General features: G+C 36.4%; 11 protein-coding genes. 8 read left to right on the top strand and 3 right to left on the bottom strand.

The features are described 5' to 3' along the window. Positions 1–35: 35 nt before the first annotated feature. From CZ487_RS11990 to CZ487_RS12000, 3 genes are read right to left on the bottom strand one after another with little or no spacing between them, the layout of a single operon-like run. Entirely contained in the window at positions 36–1706 is a 1671-nt protein-coding gene (locus CZ487_RS11990; protein WP_084783237.1) for a UvrD-helicase domain-containing protein, read from the bottom strand. Continuing rightward, a complete protein-coding gene (locus CZ487_RS11995) occupies positions 1687–4164 on the bottom strand; it encodes a hypothetical protein (RefSeq protein ID WP_077212393.1) in 2478 nt (825 codons plus the stop codon). The genes CZ487_RS11990 and CZ487_RS11995 overlap by 20 nt, the downstream gene beginning before the upstream one ends. Continuing rightward, on the bottom strand, positions 4139–6535 hold the full coding sequence (locus CZ487_RS12000) for a UvrD-helicase domain-containing protein (protein ID WP_077212394.1): 2397 nt from the start codon (positions 6533–6535) through the stop codon (positions 4139–4141). The genes CZ487_RS11995 and CZ487_RS12000 overlap by 26 nt, the downstream gene beginning before the upstream one ends. Before the next feature lie 397 nt (positions 6536–6932). Between CZ487_RS12000 and CZ487_RS12005 the strand changes: the two genes are divergently transcribed. From CZ487_RS12005 to CZ487_RS12040, 8 genes are all read left to right on the top strand, one after another. Next, positions 6933–7808: a phosphorothioated DNA-binding restriction endonuclease gene (locus tag CZ487_RS12005; protein WP_077212395.1), complete on the top strand. Its 876-nt coding sequence runs from the start codon at positions 6933–6935 to the stop codon at positions 7806–7808. Positions 7809–8025: 217 nt separating this feature from the next. Beyond that, positions 8026–10554 (top strand): hypothetical protein, encoded by a 2529-nt coding sequence (locus CZ487_RS12010; RefSeq protein ID WP_077212396.1) that lies wholly within the window; start codon positions 8026–8028, stop codon positions 10552–10554. Continuing rightward, the gene (locus CZ487_RS12015; RefSeq protein WP_139339567.1) at positions 10554–11261 is read left to right on the top strand and encodes an OmpA family protein; all 708 of its coding nucleotides are present in this window, start codon (positions 10554–10556) and stop codon (positions 11259–11261) included. Before CZ487_RS12010 ends, CZ487_RS12015 begins: the two co-directional genes overlap by 1 nt. Beyond that, the gene (locus CZ487_RS12020; protein ID WP_077212397.1) at positions 11254–12507 is read left to right on the top strand and encodes a hypothetical protein; all 1254 of its coding nucleotides are present in this window, start codon (positions 11254–11256) and stop codon (positions 12505–12507) included. Before CZ487_RS12015 ends, CZ487_RS12020 begins: the two co-directional genes overlap by 8 nt. A gap of 328 nt (positions 12508–12835) precedes the next feature. Next, positions 12836–14308, top strand: coding sequence for an ATP-binding protein (locus tag CZ487_RS12025; protein ID WP_077212398.1), 1473 nt, complete (start codon positions 12836–12838; stop codon positions 14306–14308). Beyond that, on the top strand, positions 14301–16955 hold the full coding sequence (locus CZ487_RS12030; protein ID WP_077212399.1) for a Z1 domain-containing protein: 2655 nt from the start codon (positions 14301–14303) through the stop codon (positions 16953–16955). The genes CZ487_RS12025 and CZ487_RS12030 overlap by 8 nt, the downstream gene beginning before the upstream one ends. Before the next feature lie 23 nt (positions 16956–16978). Further along, positions 16979–17989, top strand: coding sequence for a PD-(D/E)XK motif protein (locus CZ487_RS12035; RefSeq protein WP_077212400.1), 1011 nt, complete (start codon positions 16979–16981; stop codon positions 17987–17989). Between the two features lie 15 nt (positions 17990–18004). Continuing rightward, positions 18005–19822, top strand: a complete 1818-nt coding sequence (locus tag CZ487_RS12040; RefSeq protein WP_077215292.1) for an AIPR family protein — start codon at positions 18005–18007, stop codon at positions 19820–19822. The last annotated feature ends 34 nt before the right edge of the window (positions 19823–19856 follow it).

Raw genomic sequence — 19856 nt, forward strand, 5'->3', positions numbered from 1 at the left:
AAAGGTTCTTGAACTAGGACCTGTACCCTATTTCTTTATTTTCCATATATACTCTTCTTAAAATTGGCTTCATAACTCCTCGTATCAAAATCACGAATAAAGGGAGATACTTTTTTAAATGTGTCACCTTCGTACAAAAGATAGCATTCCTTCCTCGCTCTCGAGATGGAAACGTAGAGGAGTTTTTTCTCTTTATTTAAAAGGTTATCAAGGTCTTTTGAATATAAGTCGCTCTCCATCATTTCTTTTTTCGTATAGTTTGCCTTCAGTTCATCCATTGCTTCCTGATTAGGATAATGCGTTTTATCAAAATGAATGATGAATACATAATCAAATTCTAGGCCTTTAATCGAATATGGATCAGTAAAGAAAATAGGCTTCTTGATTTCTTCATAATTAAACCTGGTTCCATAACGTTCAGTTGAAACTAAATCAAATTCACGGTCTAGAAAAGTTTTAACGGTAACATTCGATTGGTTTTTCAGGTGTAGATCGGAATACCTGTGAATTACCGCAATAGTGGCATCTTTATGGTTTTTATAGATGTCTTTAATTTTTTTGATCAAATACTGTACCATTTTTTTAGCATCGGCTGAATAGTGAATCTCTGGGGGTGGACCGGAGCGGACAAAAATTTGATCATCTTCTCGGTCGTTGTCTACATCAATAAATTGAAGCTGGCTTGCAAGCTCCATAATTTCTTTCGTTGAGCGAAAATTTTGTTTCAATTTTCGATTTCTTTTTCCCGCTATAAATAAGCCAAGCTCCCTAAAGGAAACAGGGGAGCGTTTGTAGATCTGCTGCTTGGCATCTCCTGCCAGTGTGATCGTTTTTTTCGTCAATCCCGTTAAGGCCTTAATTTGCATCGGCTGTAAATCCTGCATCTCATCGACAAAGATATGGTCATACCTAAGATGATCTGCAAGCCCATTATTGATTTCATTCAACAATTCCAATGCAAAATCTTCCATATCAAACTCTCGGTGCTCATAATTCGTACTCATTAGCTGATTGTACTTCGTAAATAAATGAAAAATAGTTTCTTTCTGCTTTCCTGTCACCAAAGGTTTATTTCCTCTACCTGTCCTTGAAGTATCCAGGTATTTCTCTTTTGTGATTAATCCGTTACCCTTCATCCATAAGAATTCCTCAATAAGAAATTTGACAGTATGGGATTTAAAGAGCTTCTCATATTGTTGATTCTCCTTAGACTCGTTAAACTGCGCCAAAATCGAATGAACTCTGCGAAAAAGCAAATCTTCATGCCTTTTAATGCCAGCAGGGGTGATCGAGATGTATGGCAAAAAAGGATAGCCGCACTGCAATAATATTTTACGAGCCATATGATGAAACGTTAAGATATCAATATCGTGTTTCTCTTTAATACTAGTATATAAGGAAGATAAATGTATTTTCTTCTTTGCATCCTGAATTAAAGTTTGGTTAAAGGATACAAACAATACCCGCTGCCGTTCTTCCTCTTGTTCTAAAATTTTTAATAAACGAAAGATAAGCATTAGGCTTTTGCCACTGCCGGCAGAACCTTGAATGATCATTTGCGGTTCGTTTTGCTGGACAATTTGGTCCTGTTCGTCTGTTAATTCTACATTGGGCAAAACGCCCTCTACATTAAAATACTGCTGCCAGGTTCGAGCAGATTTCCTCGCAAAGGTTAGAAACTTTGAATTAGATGCGACTGCTGTCAATTGGATACATTCCTTCCATACAAATTGTTAGGTGAGGACACATGCTACAATGGTGACCGTTATCGGCTTCTACTTGATGTTGGTCAATAAACTGCACAAATTGATTCAAAAGCACTTTCTCGTTGAGTCGGCCATCTTCATATTGATTTCTCGCTTTTGTCCGATGATTTTCCCTGTACACACTCCTTAATTTCTGAAGGCGGTTCATCGCCTTGGGATATCGGACATTATCATATTCATAATATTTTCTGAACTTCGCAGGAAACTCGGTAGTTAATAAATTCAATTTTAAGGCTCCAGTCCATTGTGGAAAGAGAGGGAAGAGCGCTTCTTCCACTTCTTTTCTACCCCCGGATTGCTGCTCAAGCAGTGAGGATATTGTTGCAAAAGCCAGCCTTTGGTGAAAATCCGTTTCATAGATTGGCTGCTGCTCGATAATAGAAGTAAAGAAAAATTTTCTGGCACAAAAATCAAGGTCGAGCCAGTATAGATTTGGAAATTCACCTTTAATTGGTATTAAATCCTCTTGCCCGCCTTTTTCATGACGGATTGGCTCCCGCCACTCAAAATTATCATCTTCAGCTGGCAATGTACTTTGTGATTCGCCATAAATCTCCGTTAAAAATTCTAAATATATACTAGGGAGGTCATTTTCTCTTAAATTTTTGATCCAGCTTATTTCCAAATTGCCTTCATAGAATGCAACCAGCGAATAGAGGTTGTACAAGGATATTTCAGGAGCGTATTTTCGGCTTAAAAAGTCGACCAATAAACAATGCAGCAGAGTATTCTTTTGCTTATGATCAGGTGTAATCATTTCCTTTAGTCTTGAATGCTTCAACCATTTTGGTAAAGCTGGAATCACACTAGGGTATGAAAATAAACTGATATCCGTAACATGCAATGTTCTATGCTTGCTGAATAAGAAAGAAGGGATCTGCAAGAATCCTTGCACAGGTTCAGTTTCCTGCTGTTTATCCGATAATAATAGATTTAAAAGATCAAAAAGCTCCGGCTGATAGCATTCAAACGATTCATTTAGCTGAATGTTATAAATGCTTTGATAATACGCAGCTTGTTCTTCGTCCCAGTGTCGGCTAATACGGACGATGGCGCTTGTGAATCTTTTTAAATATTCATTAGCGTCCATTGTTTCTGTATCGTTTAATACCAAATATTGCAATTTTTTTTGCAAATCAACGGTTAATTCATAGAGCTGTTTGATGGTCACTTGGTAGCGGTGCCTATGAACGTAAGGCAGGACACGAAAAGGATTCGAAAGATAGCGTTTTACCCGGTTTTTTCCACTTTTTTCGGCGCCTTCATCATCGAAGACTTTGCTCACTTCACTAAGTTCTTGGAGGGTGGCGAGTCGCTCAATGATTTCTTGAATATTTTTGACCCCTTCCATATAACCTCGCAAATCCTTCACTAAAGCTTTAGAATCTACCCCCGACACATTCCTATCAAATACCCAGGCAGAAGTGATTAATTCCTCATATGTCTGATAAGACAAATACAATTCGTCGTTCCGTTTTTCGCATCGCTGCAAGAAATAAATGAATTTCCCGTATATATTCTCATATTTTGAATTAAAGGCTGTCGTAACAACGGTGTTTACTTTATCGCGATCAGCTGCGACCCATGCGTATGGATCTTTTCGTTCATGGAAATAGGTCCGAAAATGCTCGATTAAGTTAAAACGCATAATGGCGGGGGAAGCCTCATCCTGCATATTTTCTTTCTTGCCATCTAAGAAACCGGCGAATTTCGTTCCTTTTGTATGATGAGGGCGTTGTAATACTTCCCATTCTTTAGGTTCTTTCCTCGACAAACCATGGTAGATTTTTTGCCAGCCTTTATAGGCAGCTGGAAACCGGTTCTCATATGGAATGCGAAAAATAATCTTGATCCCAATGCTTCTTAACGCATGCACAAGCCTCATTGCGGTCGCGGACATAAGCTCCATCCCGTAAAAATAAATGGCTCTACAAGGTTGTAATTTTTCCTTCAAATAACCTTTGTTCCTTAAATGCTTTTTGGGTGAATGATGAGTAACAAATTCATCCTCTTTTAATTCTTCAACAATCTTTACGACCAGTTTTTCTTCGTTGTTTCGAGCATAGGTTTGATCAAAAGGAAGTCCACTTTCTTCAATAAATCGAAAAGTAATCATCATTTCACGAATGGAAGATAACAGATGCTTAGCTTCAACGGTAGTTTCTTTTAGCAATAAAGCTCTAATTTTACTTTTTAAGTATACGTCTGTCAGTGAATGATACCATTCTGGAAACAAAAGAATTTGAAGTTGTTGAATAGATAATGTTTGCATCTGGTATTTTTGTGCAACATCGACCATGGATTCTGAACCGAAAATGTGCATTTCATCGGATCGGTGATCGATTTTCTCCTCATCTAAAAACTGCTTGAGATTAACGTATGTTTGGACTTGAAACAAGATTTTCACTTCCTTTGACGATAAGATCGCTCCACGTACGAATAGAGAAATTATTTGTTTGATCAGGAGATTGCACGAAAGCTCCTTTCTTCGCCCTCGTGAGCGCTACATAAAGTAATCTTGTTTCTTCTCCTGCTAGTTCGGTTGTTTCTTCTCTTCTCATACCTTGATAAAATTTGTTCTGAATCCCTCCTTTATTGGTTAAATCAGCTGAATATCCGATGTTGTCTCCATCTAAGAGAACGTCCATACCGGTAAATTTCTCGAAAGGCTTGTTCGTGTTGGGGATAAAGACATAATCAAATTCGAGGCCTTTCGCTTTATGGACCGTCATAATTTTGATTCTTTTTTGGTCTTGTTCTTCTAGTGCCAATATCGATTCTGTATTATTTCCAGTCATGGAAATAGATAAATGCCTTTCGATAGCAAATAGGGTAGGGACCGAATAACGAAATGATTCCTTCAAAAGTATGAGCAGTTTTTCCAAATTCATCGCATATTCTCTTTCTTGAGTTCTTGCTTCGGCTTCAATCATGTCAGCTGGAATGTGAGTCTGTTTTTCTCTTTTGGCTGTATAGAGCCTCTCTGCATATCTCTTTGATGGTTTTATTTGATATATTAATTTTTCTAACACCTCGAAAACAGGCCGCTTGTCAAAATAGTCAGCAAATGCCGACAGATGTGGGTCTAGATCTGATAGCAAAGGCTCAATATACATTTTTTCCGAGGAATACGAACCAATTACATCCAAAATCGTTGTGGAACGGTCTCCGTAGGAAGACAGGTGCAAGGCCAAACGATTTTTCCATACATTGGGCTGCAGGAAACGTCTAATTAATAAATAAAATTCACGTACAGCCAGAGAGCGGTAGAAAGTGCCGTCTTGAACTGTTCGGAAGGCGATCTGCTCTCTTGACAGGATGGATGCTATTTCAAGAACTTCTTTATTCGTGCGAACAAGAATGGCTGTATCATTGTATTGATATTCTTCCAAATCCTCCAGGAACTCGCGATTTCGATGCCAGTTCTTTTTCACCAATCCGACTGCAGCCAGATCATTATCATGGATTGGCTTCAGATGATCTCTATCTTTGTATAGAAAGCCGTTGACCCACTTCGGCCAGCGATTGAACATATAATTAAAATGATGAATGAGCAACCGATTTGAACGGTAGTTTTTCTGAAGTGAAAAACGAGCGAAATTTGAGATGAGCTCTTCAATCTGCTCGAAAGCCGTATAATCAGCACCGCGGAACCTATATATGCTCTGCTTTACGTCTCCAACCACAAATAATGGGGCTTTAAGCATTTTTGAGAGCCATCCAAAAAAAGCCACCTGCGTTCGGTCAGTATCCTGAAATTCGTCGATCATGATCGATTTATAAGTAAATTCTTCAGGGAGTGATGCTGAATAAAGTGATTGCAGTTCGCTAATTAAATCATTTACATCTAAATAGCCTTCTTCATTTTTAATTCTGTTCAGCTTGCTGTATGTATTTTTAACAAGAAAATTAAGCAGATGATTCATTTCTTTTGTATCGTCTCCAAAAGAAAGGTCCATAATTTTAGAAGAGTCTAGAGCTAGATTGTCCAGGTGATCCAATATTTTTTCTACTAATGACACGATTTCATACTGAGGAACATAAAGCCATTCTTTGAATTTATCTTTATATTCCACCGTGTACGCATCAATCGAATCTTCAATAAGGAGGCGTCTTTGATAGCGATATCCCTTTATTTTAATGCGGTCATTGCTAACATATTCCTTTCGATTTGAAGGGAGAATGCGTCTTGCAAAAGAATGAATAGTGCCAATGGCCATATCCCTAAGTTCTTCCATCCATAATAAATACTTTCGATCTTTCGTGCATGCGTAATAGCCGCGAAGTTTTTTCAGCAGTTTATCTCTCATATTTGACACCGCTTCGTTTGTAAAGGTTACGACGACCATTTCATTAAACTGAATAGGGACATCATTATGCCTTAGAAAGAGGAGTCGATCAATCATTACCGTGGTCTTCCCAGTGCCGGCACCTGCGTTCACGAGTATATTTTCATCAATAGGAGAATGCTCAATAAGGTATTGTTCCATATTAAATGTTTCAAACGCCTTAGATAATTCTGTTAATTGCTCCTGTGGAATATTTCCATTTTCAAAGCAGAAGCGATTCCCCTGGTACCAAGAATCGGAAGGCAAGGTAAACACTTGCAAAATCGAATACTCTTTAGCTGTTTGCAAAAGAGGAGATTGAACGAAATCAAAAGGTGTCGGTGTAAAAAAGTATACCTTTATTCCATTTTCAACATCATTGATTATCGTATCAATATTTTCATCTGTTACTTCTGGTTCATAATAAATTTTGGAATACATTTCATAATCCTCCAAGAAATGACTATATGTCTATTATACTATTTGTGAATGGATTCAGTAAGTGAGAAGCTCCTAACCAACTTTTAACTAATATTATTCCTCTTTTTTAAAGGGCTTTATTCTTAATAATTGTTCTATTACTAACTTACGCAACTGCCTGGAAGTTCGAGTATAATAAGCAAGAAATATCTTGCCCATCTCTCAAAGATAGGTATAAGAGTAAACTATCTCAAGGGTTCCAGGCATTTAATGTTTTTTGATAAACTAGGGAATGAAGTTATTTGAGGTCTGTGCCAGTAGTTATTGGAAATAAGATTTTTATAGTATATATTCTTATTTTAAGGCAGAATTTTACTTAATTAGATTTTTCTAAATCATCGAAAAGGGAACGATAAAATTGAACATTGAAGAGTTAATAGAAGCCATTAAGAACTTAACTATATGGAAAAAAGGTAATCAGCGGGCTCCCCATAAACCATTGCTAATTCTTTACGCATTAGGAAAAATTCTTAGTAATCAAAGGCTGCTGTCGTATGAGCAGGTAAGTGGAGATTTAAAACAGCTTCTTATCGAGTTTGGTCCTTTAAGAAAATCATATCATCCAGAGGAGCCCTTTGTTCGTTTAACACGAGATGGTATTTGGGAACTTGATAAAGGAGTAAACTTGTCTAACCCAAATAATAGGTTGTTACTAGAGGAACAAGTTAACGGCGGATTTACAAACGAGGTTTATCATTTATTGAATCAGAATATAGAACATATTCCCATTATTGCTCAGATTATTCTTGATCAGCATTTTCCCGCTTCTATTCATGAGGATATTCTGGAGGCGGTAGGGTTAGACATGTCGTTTTCAATATCTAGAAGGAAAAAACGTGATTCAAGGTTTCGTGATAAGATATTAAGAGCGTATCGATATAGCTGCGCTATTTGTGGTTTTAACGTACGTCTCAGACATACATTAGTTGCAGTAGAAGCAGCTCATATTAAATGGCATCAAGCTGGTGGACCTGACGTTGAAGATAATGGTCTCGCGCTATGTTCCATGCATCATAAATTATTTGATAGAGGTGTATTTACTATAAATAATGAAAGACGTATGGTTGTTTCTCAGGATGCCCATGGAACTCAAGGATTTGAAGAATGGCTTATGCGCTATCATGGTAATGTCATTAAACCCCCTATTGAAACTATTTATCAGCCGAGTTCCACCTATATTAACTGGCATGTAAAGGAAGTTTTTAAGGGACCTGAGAGATATGTGACAGGTTAATCAATCAATTAAGATAGGTTATATAAGTTAACTAATAGTAAATTAATCATAGAAATACTCGTTGGTTTACGAATTACCATAAATATATATTGGTAATTTATTGTTATATTTTGTACTATAAATAAGAATGATCGGATTAGATATTAATCCGATTTTTATTATGTCTTTAGATGAGTACTATAATACTATTTATATAGATTACAGAGGAGGAAAAAATATGCTCTTGGACCTGCTTGTCGATATGTATCACAGTCCATATATTATATTTCTAGCAATTTTAGCGTTAGTGGTAGTTGCCATTTTTATGGTTCGTGCCTACCTGTTAAAGAAATCAGTCGCCATACTTGTGAAAAAATTAAGTGAATTAAAAGAAAGCAATCCGGAGGCATCAGACAAAGAGATAGCACATTTGTTTAATGAAATAATCGCAAGTGAAAATGTTAGCGAAGCTATTAAAGAATGTTGGGATCAGTACTATAAAGACTTAAAAGATTCTCAAGTCCCACCTGATGTGTACCAGTATTTTACGGAAAAATTACTTGTCAATGGTTATGGTTATCGTAAAATAGCAGAATCTATCCCTGCTGTATTCCTATCATTAGGTATTTTAGGAACTTTTTATGGTATCGCAGCCGGGATGAAAAAAATTGATCCGTATGCCCCATCAGAAGAACTCCGTTTAGGAATTGCAAATTTGATGGGGGGAATGGAAATTGCATTCCATTCTTCGATTGTCGGGATTATTTTATCTTTGCTTATTCAATTTATTGATAAAGGTTATATTTATAAAACCTTAACATCTAGTTTTCGAGTACTTAGAAATGCAATGGATAAAGCATTTCCAGTAAAAACAGAAAGTGACTTTTTGAACGATATTTTGGCAGATCAGACAACTAAGAGTGAAGGGTTAAAACAATTTGTCATTCAAGATTACTTATCAGCAATGAAAAATGAAATAACAGATATTGTTAATGACCGTCTTATTCCTTACTACACAAGAGATCAAGAAATTTATGAGACACAGGTTTCCTTACTTTCAAGTATGGAATCTCACCTAAGGCATGATTTAGCTATTCAAATAGGTTCAGAGGTAAGGGATATAGTTACAGGAACCTTGAATCCAATAATCGAACAGTTGCATGAAGCTCAAAAGCAGCAAAATACAAAACTAACAGAAGTAAATGAATCCATTGTAAAAGAGCTTCCTCAATTATTGAAACAGGACCTCATAGAAGTCATGGATAATAATTTTAGACCGCATTTTGAACAAAATAATCAAATTATGGCGGAAATGGCGGAAGGTACACAAACAGTTCTTCGAGAACACATGGATCAAATGGTGGACCATTTCGTAGGTACGATGAAAGACATGGCTGGAGAGCAAATTGAAAAACTTCAAGGAATTCTTACACAGACGATGGACTGGCAGACCAAAGTATATGGTGAACTAAATCAACTTGTTGAAAAACTACAGGTATCTGCAGATAGACAGTCAGACATGGCAGATAAATCTAGTACTCTCTCAGACAAACTGCAAGAATTCGTCTCAGTATTCAATGAATACCAAGAAAGTCTTGTTGGCTCAATAAGCGAATTGATGACCGTTACAGACCACAATAAATCAATACAAACACACACAGGAAAGCTGCTTGAACAAATATCCAGTGAAAAAGAAGTTCATGGCAAAGCAATAGTAGAGATGATCGGCAAATTAGTAAACGTAACAGACAACTTGGACAAGCAAGCAGCGGCACTAGGTGATATGCAAAAAGAAATGTCAACTCTTTCTGCTACGTATAATCAAGTGGAAATTCTTATTGAAAGTCTCGAAAAGTCAACAGAAAAACAAACGCAACTAGCTGCAAAAACATCTGAGTTGTTCAAGGAAAATGAGAAATTTGCAGAGCAGCTTTCTGATTATCAAGTTAAAACAGCAGAATCTTCAGAAAAGTTGTCAGAATCAGCCCTGAAGCAAGTTGAGACACATGAGAAAATGTCAGGGTTATTACAGGATATAACTAAAGAACGCATGAATATGCTTAAAGAATTCGAAAATCAGCTGAAGCAATTTAGTGAATCATCACACGTAATGAAAGAGCAGGGAGAAATGTTGAATTCGCTTCAAAAAACAATGGTTTCTTCCATAGAAAAATACAATAACTCAACAAAAGGTTTAGAGGAACTGACATTAACAAACAAATATTTGGCTGATAATCTATCAGACTATACAGGGAAAATAAATCAATCGGCAAAAGGTCTTGAACAAATCCTTGCTAACGCTGGGAAGAATATTGAATTACAGCACCAAATTCAAAAGGATTTGAATGGGATTGTAAATAAATTCACTGTAGAACGTGTGCAATTTGAAAAGCTTACAAAAGAAGAAATGAACACATTAAAAGAGCAGTTAAAAAATGCTGATCAGCGTTCCAAACAATTACAAGCATTTTGGAAAGACAATGTTGAGCAATTAAAACATGGACACAGAATGTTTGCAGACCTTAATGAAAAATTAGACAAGTCTATGGAACACTTTGCTGATCATATGTATAGAGGATTGGATCGTACATTTACCCAATTCGATAAGCAGTTATCTACTTCTGTATCTTACTTAGACCGTGGTGTCGGAAGTATCAAGACGGTCGTAGATGATATGGAAGAGAGTTTTACAGGTATTCACCGCAGTATTCGTTCTTTTCAAGAATCATTAGAGCAAGCAGCAATCTCTAAGGAGAGTGAAAAGTAATGGCCAGAAGAATTCGCGGATCAGATGATTTGCATGATGTTGATAGAGAAGAAACAAGCAGTCATTGGATATCTTATTCCGATTTAATGAGTGCTCTACTTTTAATGTTTGCTTTGTTTCTTATGATAAACATCTTAGAAAGCAAAGCTGCAATGGAAGAAAAGGATCAAATGATTGAGGAATTAACAGGCGTTCGAACCAAAATTATTGAAGAACTGAAAGCAGAATTTGAGCACTCTAAGCTGAGTATGGAAGTTGACCCGCAAACGGGTGCCATTCGTTTCTCTAGTGGTGTCTTCTTTGGCACGAATGAATCAACTGTTTCAGATCAGGGGAAAGAACATTTAAAAGAGTTCATCCCTAAATATATTGATGTTCTTTTCTCGGAAGGGTTTAAAGATAATGTAGCCCAAATTATTGTAGAAGGCCACACAGATCAAAGTGGAACCTATCTGTATAATTTAGATCTATCACAAGAACGTTCTTTAGCCGTTGTCAAAGAAATACTGTCTGATGAATTTCCTGATTTTGAACATAAAGACCAACTGCGTAATCTTCTAACTTCAAATGGCCGGTCTTTTAGTGAGTTGATTTATGAAGATGGTGTGGTAAATCCAAACAAATCAAGACGGGTGGAATTTAAGTTTCGACTAAAAGACGAAGATCTAATTAATAAATTACAGGATATGGTACTGACTCATGAGTAAGAGTGTCGTGTTTCATTCATTTGAATTCCAACCTTGTAAACTCAAAGAATTAGCTGGTTTTTTAGAAAATAAATATAAGGATGAGAAGAAATATTCTTCTCAAAATCTAAAAGAAGATATGCTGCCGCCTTTGCTTGACGAAATTAGGAAACTCTCCAACGAGAAAAAATTCATCATAGATTATGCAAACAATCTAAGCAGCAAAAATATCCGGTTGTTAGCATTCTATTATCCTTATATTCATAACGAAAAAGCAGATACTAAGAAAAAAATCCATCTCATTCTAAAAGAACGTTACCAAACTTTTGTTGGCGGCATAATGTGGAACCATTTCCAAAATACGCCAACAGATCCTATTATCATAAGTATATTAAGATTGGCATTTAATATGGAGAATGACGATTTCCTATCATTAGACAAAGAAATTCGGAATACTATTAACATAGCTATTAATCAGAAGAACCTTCTTCATAACTTGGAAAGATACCTTTCTCGTCAGAGAAAAACACTAATGGATATGTTTAAAATAATGTCTATCAACCCAGAAGGGAAATTGGCAAAATATCTTTGGTATTTCTCCCTAAAGGAAAATTTGCATAAACCCTCTTTTTTAAGAAAAGAAGGAGATCTATTTATTTTGGGCAAGTTACATGAGTTAACAATTAAAAATTATAAGCAAGTATTCATTAATTATCTTAGTAATGTTGCTGTGAATGAATTTAATAGTTTGTTCTTAGAACAAGTCTTAGAGAAATTAAAGGATCCGCGGAAAAATGACCTGGATTGGAAAGACATGCCTCCTTTATGCATCGAGAAAGTAAAACAATGGTTGATTCGTAATGAACTAAAAAAGTTCTTTGCTGAAGATACTAAATATGACCGTTTCCGATATTGGGAGAAACACACGAAAAATATTAAAGATGTAGACTTTATTGAGAACCCTATGCTAGCCATTATGGATTTTGGAGAATTTGTCGTGGTAGAATTTGCGGAAACGGGCAATGCAGCATACTTTTATCGAAAAGAAGCCTTTTATAACTCAATGTATATAAAGGTGAAATATGGAAACCATTCACCTAATCAAATCAAGCAATTGTTAAAAAGCAAAGATGCTGATTATTATATTAATAAAGAAATTCACTCGCCATCGAAGCCAGAGCCCCCTGGCTGGCATACAAAGTTTAATGGTTATATGCGAGCTTATATGCAGGGGGATTTCCTATACAATCATCGAAGCACATCTTAAAAGTTCCTGAATTTTCATGGTTAATTGTAATTAATAAACATCATGTGCCTATCATATATAAATCGCAATTAATATAAGGCCTGTCCCTCTGTAAAGTTTACTTTAACGGGGACAGGCCTGTTTTATTCATTTGTTACCAAAAGGTATATAATTTTTTAATCCCCCTGGCTGTTAGGCATGTTCAAAACTCTTATAAAAGTCAGTTTTTCACTAAAATGGGTCAAATTAAATTTTTCAAAATTAGTAAGAACGAGCTCAAAGCTATATTCTCCTATGATATGTTGTTATAATGGAAAATAGACAATTAAAGGAAACGGAGTTATTAACCATGAATGTTGTTCTTACTCAGCCATCTGCTGCACCGGTTATTCAAGCATTAAGATCCATTGGTTATACTGCCAGTACAGCTATAGCTGATTTAGTTGATAATAGTCTTGATGCTGAATCTTCAATTGTTAATGTGTATTTTGAATATGGTGAGTCTGATGGATTAATTAAGATAGTTGATAATGGTACTGGTATGAACGAGGATATGCTTCAAACAGCTATGAATATCGGTTCAAAAGACCCTAGGGCAAAAAGAAGTCCGAATGAACTAGGGAGATTTGGAATGGGATTAAAAACTGCTTCATTTTCAATGGGAAAGCGATTAAGTGTGTTAACGAAAAAAGATGGAGTTTATTTTGAGAGGTGCTGGGACTTAGATTATGTATCTGAGTGCAATGAATGGCAACTCTTCACCCGGATACCGGACGAGGTAAGGGTTAAATTGGGTGAAATTGAGGGACAGAACGGTACTGTCGTTTGTATTGATAAACTTGATCGGTTTATGGGCTATGGCAGAAAGAGAAAATTAAAGGAAACCAGTTTCTTTAATAAGGTTTCAAGGATTAACAAGCATTTAGAATTTGTATTTCACTCTATTATAGAAAAAAATGATGTAGGAATTTTTGTTAATGGTAATAAAGTTGTTCCTTGGGACCCATTTTTGAGGCATCACCAGAACACAATTGAGGGTGAGATGCAGCTATTAAAATTAAATGACCACAGAATAAAGGTTCAATATTTTATCCTTCCTCACGCCTCGCACTTAACTGAACCTGAATATAAAAAAGCAGGCGGCTATAAAGGATGGAGGGATCATCAGGGGCTTTATATTTATAGAGAAAATAGACTTCTGCACTTTGGAGATTGGATGGGTTTGTTCCCAAAAGATGCGTCTTCGCAGCTTGCAAGAGTGCGAGTTGATTTGCCAAATGAAGCCGATTCTGATTGGCAGGTAGATATAAAGAAATCCGGAATTAATTTGCCCGAAGAGGCCAAAAAAAGGCTGGAGGCCATTTCAGCTATTGCGAGGAAGGTATCCAGAGATATCTTTTATTTTAGAACTCAAAGTACCAATCATGGCAGGAGAATGGCCGGAAGCCTAAACACATGGGAGCAATCCGGGCGAGATGATGGGCCGCAGTTTATTTTAAATAGAAATCATCCGATTTTATCAGAGTTATTTAATAAAATTGATAATGAAAGTGCCAAATTGTTAAATTTATATCTTAAGTTTGTTCAATTAGGGTCACCTAGCAACATAATTGATTCCCCTAAAGTACCTGAGGAGACTGTTCAAGAGATATCCGATGCAGATAAGGGGCTTGTTTTGCAGTTTGCTTCAACCATGCTTGAATTGAACGTTGCTAGTGATGAAGAACAGCTTCTAAACATTATGATAACCCAGCCCGCATTTGATGGTATAAATCGTGTAACCTTGAAATTCATTCTAAAGGAGGCAGGTGTAATTGGCTGAGATAGAACAGAAAAGTCTTTTCGAACAGACATTCAGCAATACTTTTTATATATTTAAGAGTAATTTTCCGACTATGCAGGAAGCTGCTGAACAAGCTCTAAAACTTGCGAAGCAGGCAGTAACCGCTAAATATGGGGAGCTGGAAGATAGTAAATATAAAAAGTGGTCCCTTGAAATGTTTGTGAGGTATAAAATAGGGACGGAAATTTCTAAAAGCTATGTAATGAGATCTCAGAACGATAAGAAATGGTTCAAGCCAAGCATGATTGCCAGCGGTTTCTTTTGGACTAGATACCGCCAATATCTTTCTCACATAAAGAAATGGCCTATAGAATCTGTACAAGCAATTGACGACACAACGAATGAAATCCTGGAATCAATTGGAGACCCTAAATCCATGACACCTTTTGATAAACGCGGACTAGTGTTGGGGTATGTACAGTCTGGGAAAACGGCGAATTTCACCGGCTTAATTAATAAAGCCTATGATGTCGGATATAAATTAATTATTGTTTTATCAGGAATTCATAATGACCTAAGGGCTCAGACACAAATCAGGCTTAACGATGAGGTTATAGGAAATCGTATTGATAAAACAGGAAAACCTTTGGGAGTAGCACAGATTTATTCAAATACTCAAGACCATATTATACAATCGTGGACAACTGAAGACAAAGATATCAGTTCTGAACATGGCGGCACGAGTAATTTAAATTCCCCTACACTAATGGTAGTTAAGAAAAATAAAACAGTGCTGGAATCGCTTCGTGATCAGCTGATCTATCACCGGAACTTGTACAGCCTTGATATACCATTATTGATTGTGGATGATGAAGCAGATCAGGCATCTGTAGACACCTCTGATCCTAATAAAAATGAAGATCCAAAAACGATTAATCGATTAATAAGACAGATTTTAGAAGTGTTTAAACGTAAAGCGTATGTTGGTTATACTGCCACGCCATTTGCCAACTTGCTTATCAGTATGGATGCACAAACTGCAGTTGAAGGGGCAGATCTCTATCCAAAAGATTTTTTAGTGGGGCTGCCAAAACCAAAAGGATATTGTGGTCCGGAAGAATTCTTTAATGTAGAAGAGGATGCTGACGACTCTAGGCCGAGCTTAATTCGTCATTTAAACCAGGAAGATATAGATGCATTTACACCGCTTAAGAAAAAGACAGATGCAGATAAATTTGACGAAGTGCCTCCACAGCTGAGAGAGGCAATAATAGCATTTTTACTGACTATTTCTATTAGAAATCTGCGGGGCCAGAGAAGAACACATAATTCTATGCTTATTCACACATCACGTTTTAAGGATGTTCAGTCAAACGTGAAAGATGAAGTATTTAAAACGTATGATGCTATACTAAAACAAGTACTTTACAATCCAAATAGTGAAACAATTACAGAAATAAGGGAATTGTACGAACAGGACACAAGGCCTACTAGCAGAGAATGGCCAGAAGAAATACAAGACTTCAGCTGGGAAGAGGTTCTTGAGGAACTGAAAAAATCGGCCGGAAGTACTGAGGTTTTTGAAATAAACGGAAACAGTAAAGACGCTCTTGATTACCATCAATATAAGGAAGAGGGGTTAAATGTAATTGCCGTTGGCGGTGATAAACTTTCTAGAGGGTTAACCCTGGAAGGGCTTAGCATTACTTACTATTTTAGAAATACGCTGATGTATGACACGCTTATGCAGATGGGTAGATGGTTCGGATATCGAAAGGGATATATGGATTTATGCAGGATCTATACCTCTGAGGAAATTGCATCGAATTTTGAGCATCTTGCTATTGCTATGATCGAACTACGCAGAGAATTTGACCGTTTAGCTCAGAAAGGGAAGAAACCATCAGAATATGCTGTGAAGATGCTTAGTCATCCCACTATGACCTTAACCAGTCCATTAAAGATGCGAAATGCTGTTTCTTCAATTGTGATATATGGAGGCACACTGCAACAGACGAGACTGTTTGATAAAAACTTAGAATTCTACAGGGGAAATATGCTTGCTGCAGAAAGACTTGTTGAAAAACTACCATTAGAACAGAGAAATTTTGGAAGAGGAAAAACGAATTATTATTATGCATCAGGAGTTGATTCTGAGCTGGTAAAGGAATTTCTTTCAGAATTTAAGACATCGGGGGGAGAGAAGGTAGATTCAGCAAAAATACAAAAATATATTGATTTTGCAAATGATAATGGCGAGCTTACAGAGTGGTCCGTCGCAGTCGTAGAAGGTGAACCAAGTAAAAGAACCAAGGTAGAAATGTTTCCTGTGCAGCTCGGAAAGCTCAAATTAAAATCAGCCGTAGTACGAGGAGAAAATGTGAAACCATCGACTGAATCATCCTCAAAACTTGATATAAAAGCAATTGTTGCTCCAAATCAAGAGTACATTGATTTAGATCAATCAAAAATAGAAGGAATAAAGGACCGTGAGGAGAAGCGGGCTCAAAGGGATAAAGAGAAAGGATTGCTGCTTATTTATCCTTTAAATCCAAATGTTCGTGTCTTTAAGAGTCTTAATGTACCATTTTCAAACCAATTAGTACCAATAGGGATTGCTTTTTCCTTTCCCGAAACGAATATTGATGAAACAGATGTCTTTCAGACAAATAAAACTGTAGAGTAAAATTCAGTAAAAGGAGAATCGTTGTGGTAAAACTAAAAGCAGAGTTTGAGCAAATGATTCAAGAACTTTCACATAAAGAAAATAGTGAGATCTATAAACTTAGCATTCTGACGTATGAAGATCCTATTATAATCGCTGGGATTGACGGAGGTAACTTTTATCGTCAGCTTTATATTGATTTGGGGACTGAGCCCTGGGAGGAAGATCAAATCAAGTCATTGCCAAAATGGCGGGGCTTAACGATAGATCTTGAGTACCATGAAAAGCTTTTCCTCCTAGAGGATCATTATTTTCTTGTCGTGAAACAAGGGGACGGACACAGTTCTGATATTTTTGAATCAGTGCTTCAGAATATGCTTGATCATTTAATACTGGATACAACTGAATCAATGTTTTCCACAATCGTGAAAGTATTGGACAGATGGAGATTCTTCTTTCAGAGAGGCGGGTTTAGAAAGTTGTCTGATGAACAGCTAAGAGGTCTCTTTGGAGAATTATACTTTATTAATCAATGGCTGGATAAATTTCCTGGACAGCCTCCTCTTATTATTGAACAATGGGAAGGACCAACTCAAGGAAGAATAGATTTTAAGGGCAGTAAATTTGGCTTAGAGATTAAAACAGTGATTGATAAATTGGCCAAAACAATAAAAATTTCAAATGAAAATCAACTGATGTTAACTGAAGCAGTATCGTCCATTTATCTATATGTTTGTTACCTAGAACAGAGCAGGACACACGGGATGTCTCTTCAGGATATAGTAAGCCAAGTGCACGAGAAATTAACTGCCAGGTCTGAACGGATTGCTTTAATGTTTAGCGAATTGCTTTTGGAAAATGGCTACAGGGAAGATGAGTACACCGACAAGCTTTACTTTGTGGAGAAAGTTGAAGTGTATGAAGCAGATGAACATTTCCCTAGGCTCCTAAAAGACGACCTGCCAAGAGGGATTTCACATGTTTCTTATAATATAGACCTTACACATTGTTCTCATTTTCAAAGAGATGAAGAGGAGTTTTACGAAAAATTTTAGAGTGGAATGGTAAATATGATTGAAAATAGACAGAGAAAAGAATTTTTAATTGATTTCATGGAGGACCTGGAAGAAAAAGCGATTAAAACAGGGAGCTATCAGGTGCCGTTTCTAGAAAAAATGCTCACTTATATGGAGCAGTCAGATGAACCTGAAGTACTGCTACCTCCATATTTAGATACAGCAAAAAATATTGCAATAAATGCCTATTCTTTTGACGAAGAAAATAATGTATTAGATCTTTATGTTGTAGATTATAATTTTGAACAGAATGAGGACGATTTGCTTACAATCAATATGACGTCAGTAACTGAAATTGCTAACAAAGCTAAACGATTTGTTACAAATGCAAAATCGCTGCTGGATACAATTGACCGTTCTCTTCAAGGCTATGATCTTGCCAAAATACTTACTGAAAAAATGGAAGTAATCAGTGAATCAAATATTTACGTCCTAACTAATTTATTTTATACCTCAAATAAACCGGTTGAATTAACTATTCCAGGAATTGATACAGTCAACGTTCAGGTATGGGATTTTGATCGTATTCAGCAGTTAATCATGTCTGAGCAAGGTATTGAAATTGATTATATTGATTTTGAAAAAGATTATGGAGAATCTTTTGATATGATGCTAGTGCCAGATCCAGACAGTGGAGTAAAGGATTTTGACTGTTATGTTGGATATATTTCTGCTGAACTATTGGCAAAAGCTTATGACGAATGGGGACAAAAACTGGTTGAACGAAATGTAAGGTCATTTCTCCAAGCTAGAGGAGGCACTAATAAAGGGATACGTGATACTCTAAAAGATCCGTTCCAGAGAAAAATGTTTGTGGCGTATAATAATGGTATATCAACTGTAGCCCGTTCTGGTGACTTTGAAAAGATTAGTCAAGGAACAAATTTATATAAAATCAAAGGCTTAGCAGGCTGGCAAATTGTTAATGGCGGTCAGACGACTGCATCTATACATCAGGCTTATAAAAATGGCATAAGTTTGAAAGATGTTTATGTTCAGGCAAAGCTAACAATTCTGCAAGTAAATGAATTCGTTAAAAAGGATCAGCATGTATTAGAAGACGAAATGGTGTCCCGTATTTCTCAATATGCTAATACACAAAACAAGGTCAACAAGTCTGATTTGCTTGCAAATACAAGATTTATGTCTGATTTAGAGAAGTTCTCCAGGAACATTTGGATTCCTGTATTTGATGGCCGAAGACCCGAAAGTAAGTGGTATTTTGAACGAGCCAGAGGACAATACATGGTTGATATTAACCGTAGAAAACGCGGTAAAGAACAGAGTGACTTCAAGAAACAATATCCTAAGGATAAAGTACTGACCAAAGTAGATATTGCAAAATATTATATGTCTTGGGAAGGTCATCCTCATGTTTCAAGTAAGGGTGGAGAAGAAGCCTTCAAGAGGTTTATGGAAGCAAATAAAAGCTTTTGGAAAACAGAAGGAAGCTCACAGTCTAAAATGACCTTATCCGTTTACCAAAAATTAATTGCAAGGTCTATCATTAATTTACGAGTGAGAGAAATTGTTAATGAAATGAACTTAAGAGGTTATAAAGCTAATGTTATCTATTATACTGTTGCAATGATAAATCATTTATACAGTGATAAAATCGATCTAGTTAATGTATGGGAAAAACAATCATTGTCAGATTCGTGGGATGAAGTAATCCGTATTATCGCTGATAAAGCTCTATCATTCCTTAAGGTATCAGCTGGTGATCGAAACATCACTCAATGGGCAAAGCAAGAGGCTTGCTGGATTCAGTTTAAGGAGACTTGCTCAAAAGAATTAAGCAATCTTATATAATTAGAAATACCCTTGGCTTTATAATGGACAAGGG

This window comes from Robertmurraya dakarensis (assembly GCF_900156875.1).
Taxonomy (GTDB): domain Bacteria; phylum Bacillota; class Bacilli; order Bacillales; family Cytobacillaceae; genus Robertmurraya; species Robertmurraya dakarensis.

Coding starts and splice junctions, on each gene's coding strand:
- CZ487_RS12040 (WP_077215292.1), top strand. CDS start 18,005: ATGATTGAAAATAGACAGAGAAAAGAATTTTTAATTGATTTCATGGAG.
- CZ487_RS12000 (WP_077212394.1), bottom strand. CDS start 6,535: ATGTATTCCAAAATTTATTATGAACCAGAAGTAACAGATGAAAATATT.
- CZ487_RS12010 (WP_077212396.1), top strand. CDS start 8,026: ATGCTCTTGGACCTGCTTGTCGATATGTATCACAGTCCATATATTATA.
- CZ487_RS12015 (WP_139339567.1), top strand. CDS start 10,554: ATGGCCAGAAGAATTCGCGGATCAGATGATTTGCATGATGTTGATAGA.
- CZ487_RS12020 (WP_077212397.1), top strand. CDS start 11,254: ATGAGTAAGAGTGTCGTGTTTCATTCATTTGAATTCCAACCTTGTAAA.
- CZ487_RS12025 (WP_077212398.1), top strand. CDS start 12,836: ATGAATGTTGTTCTTACTCAGCCATCTGCTGCACCGGTTATTCAAGCA.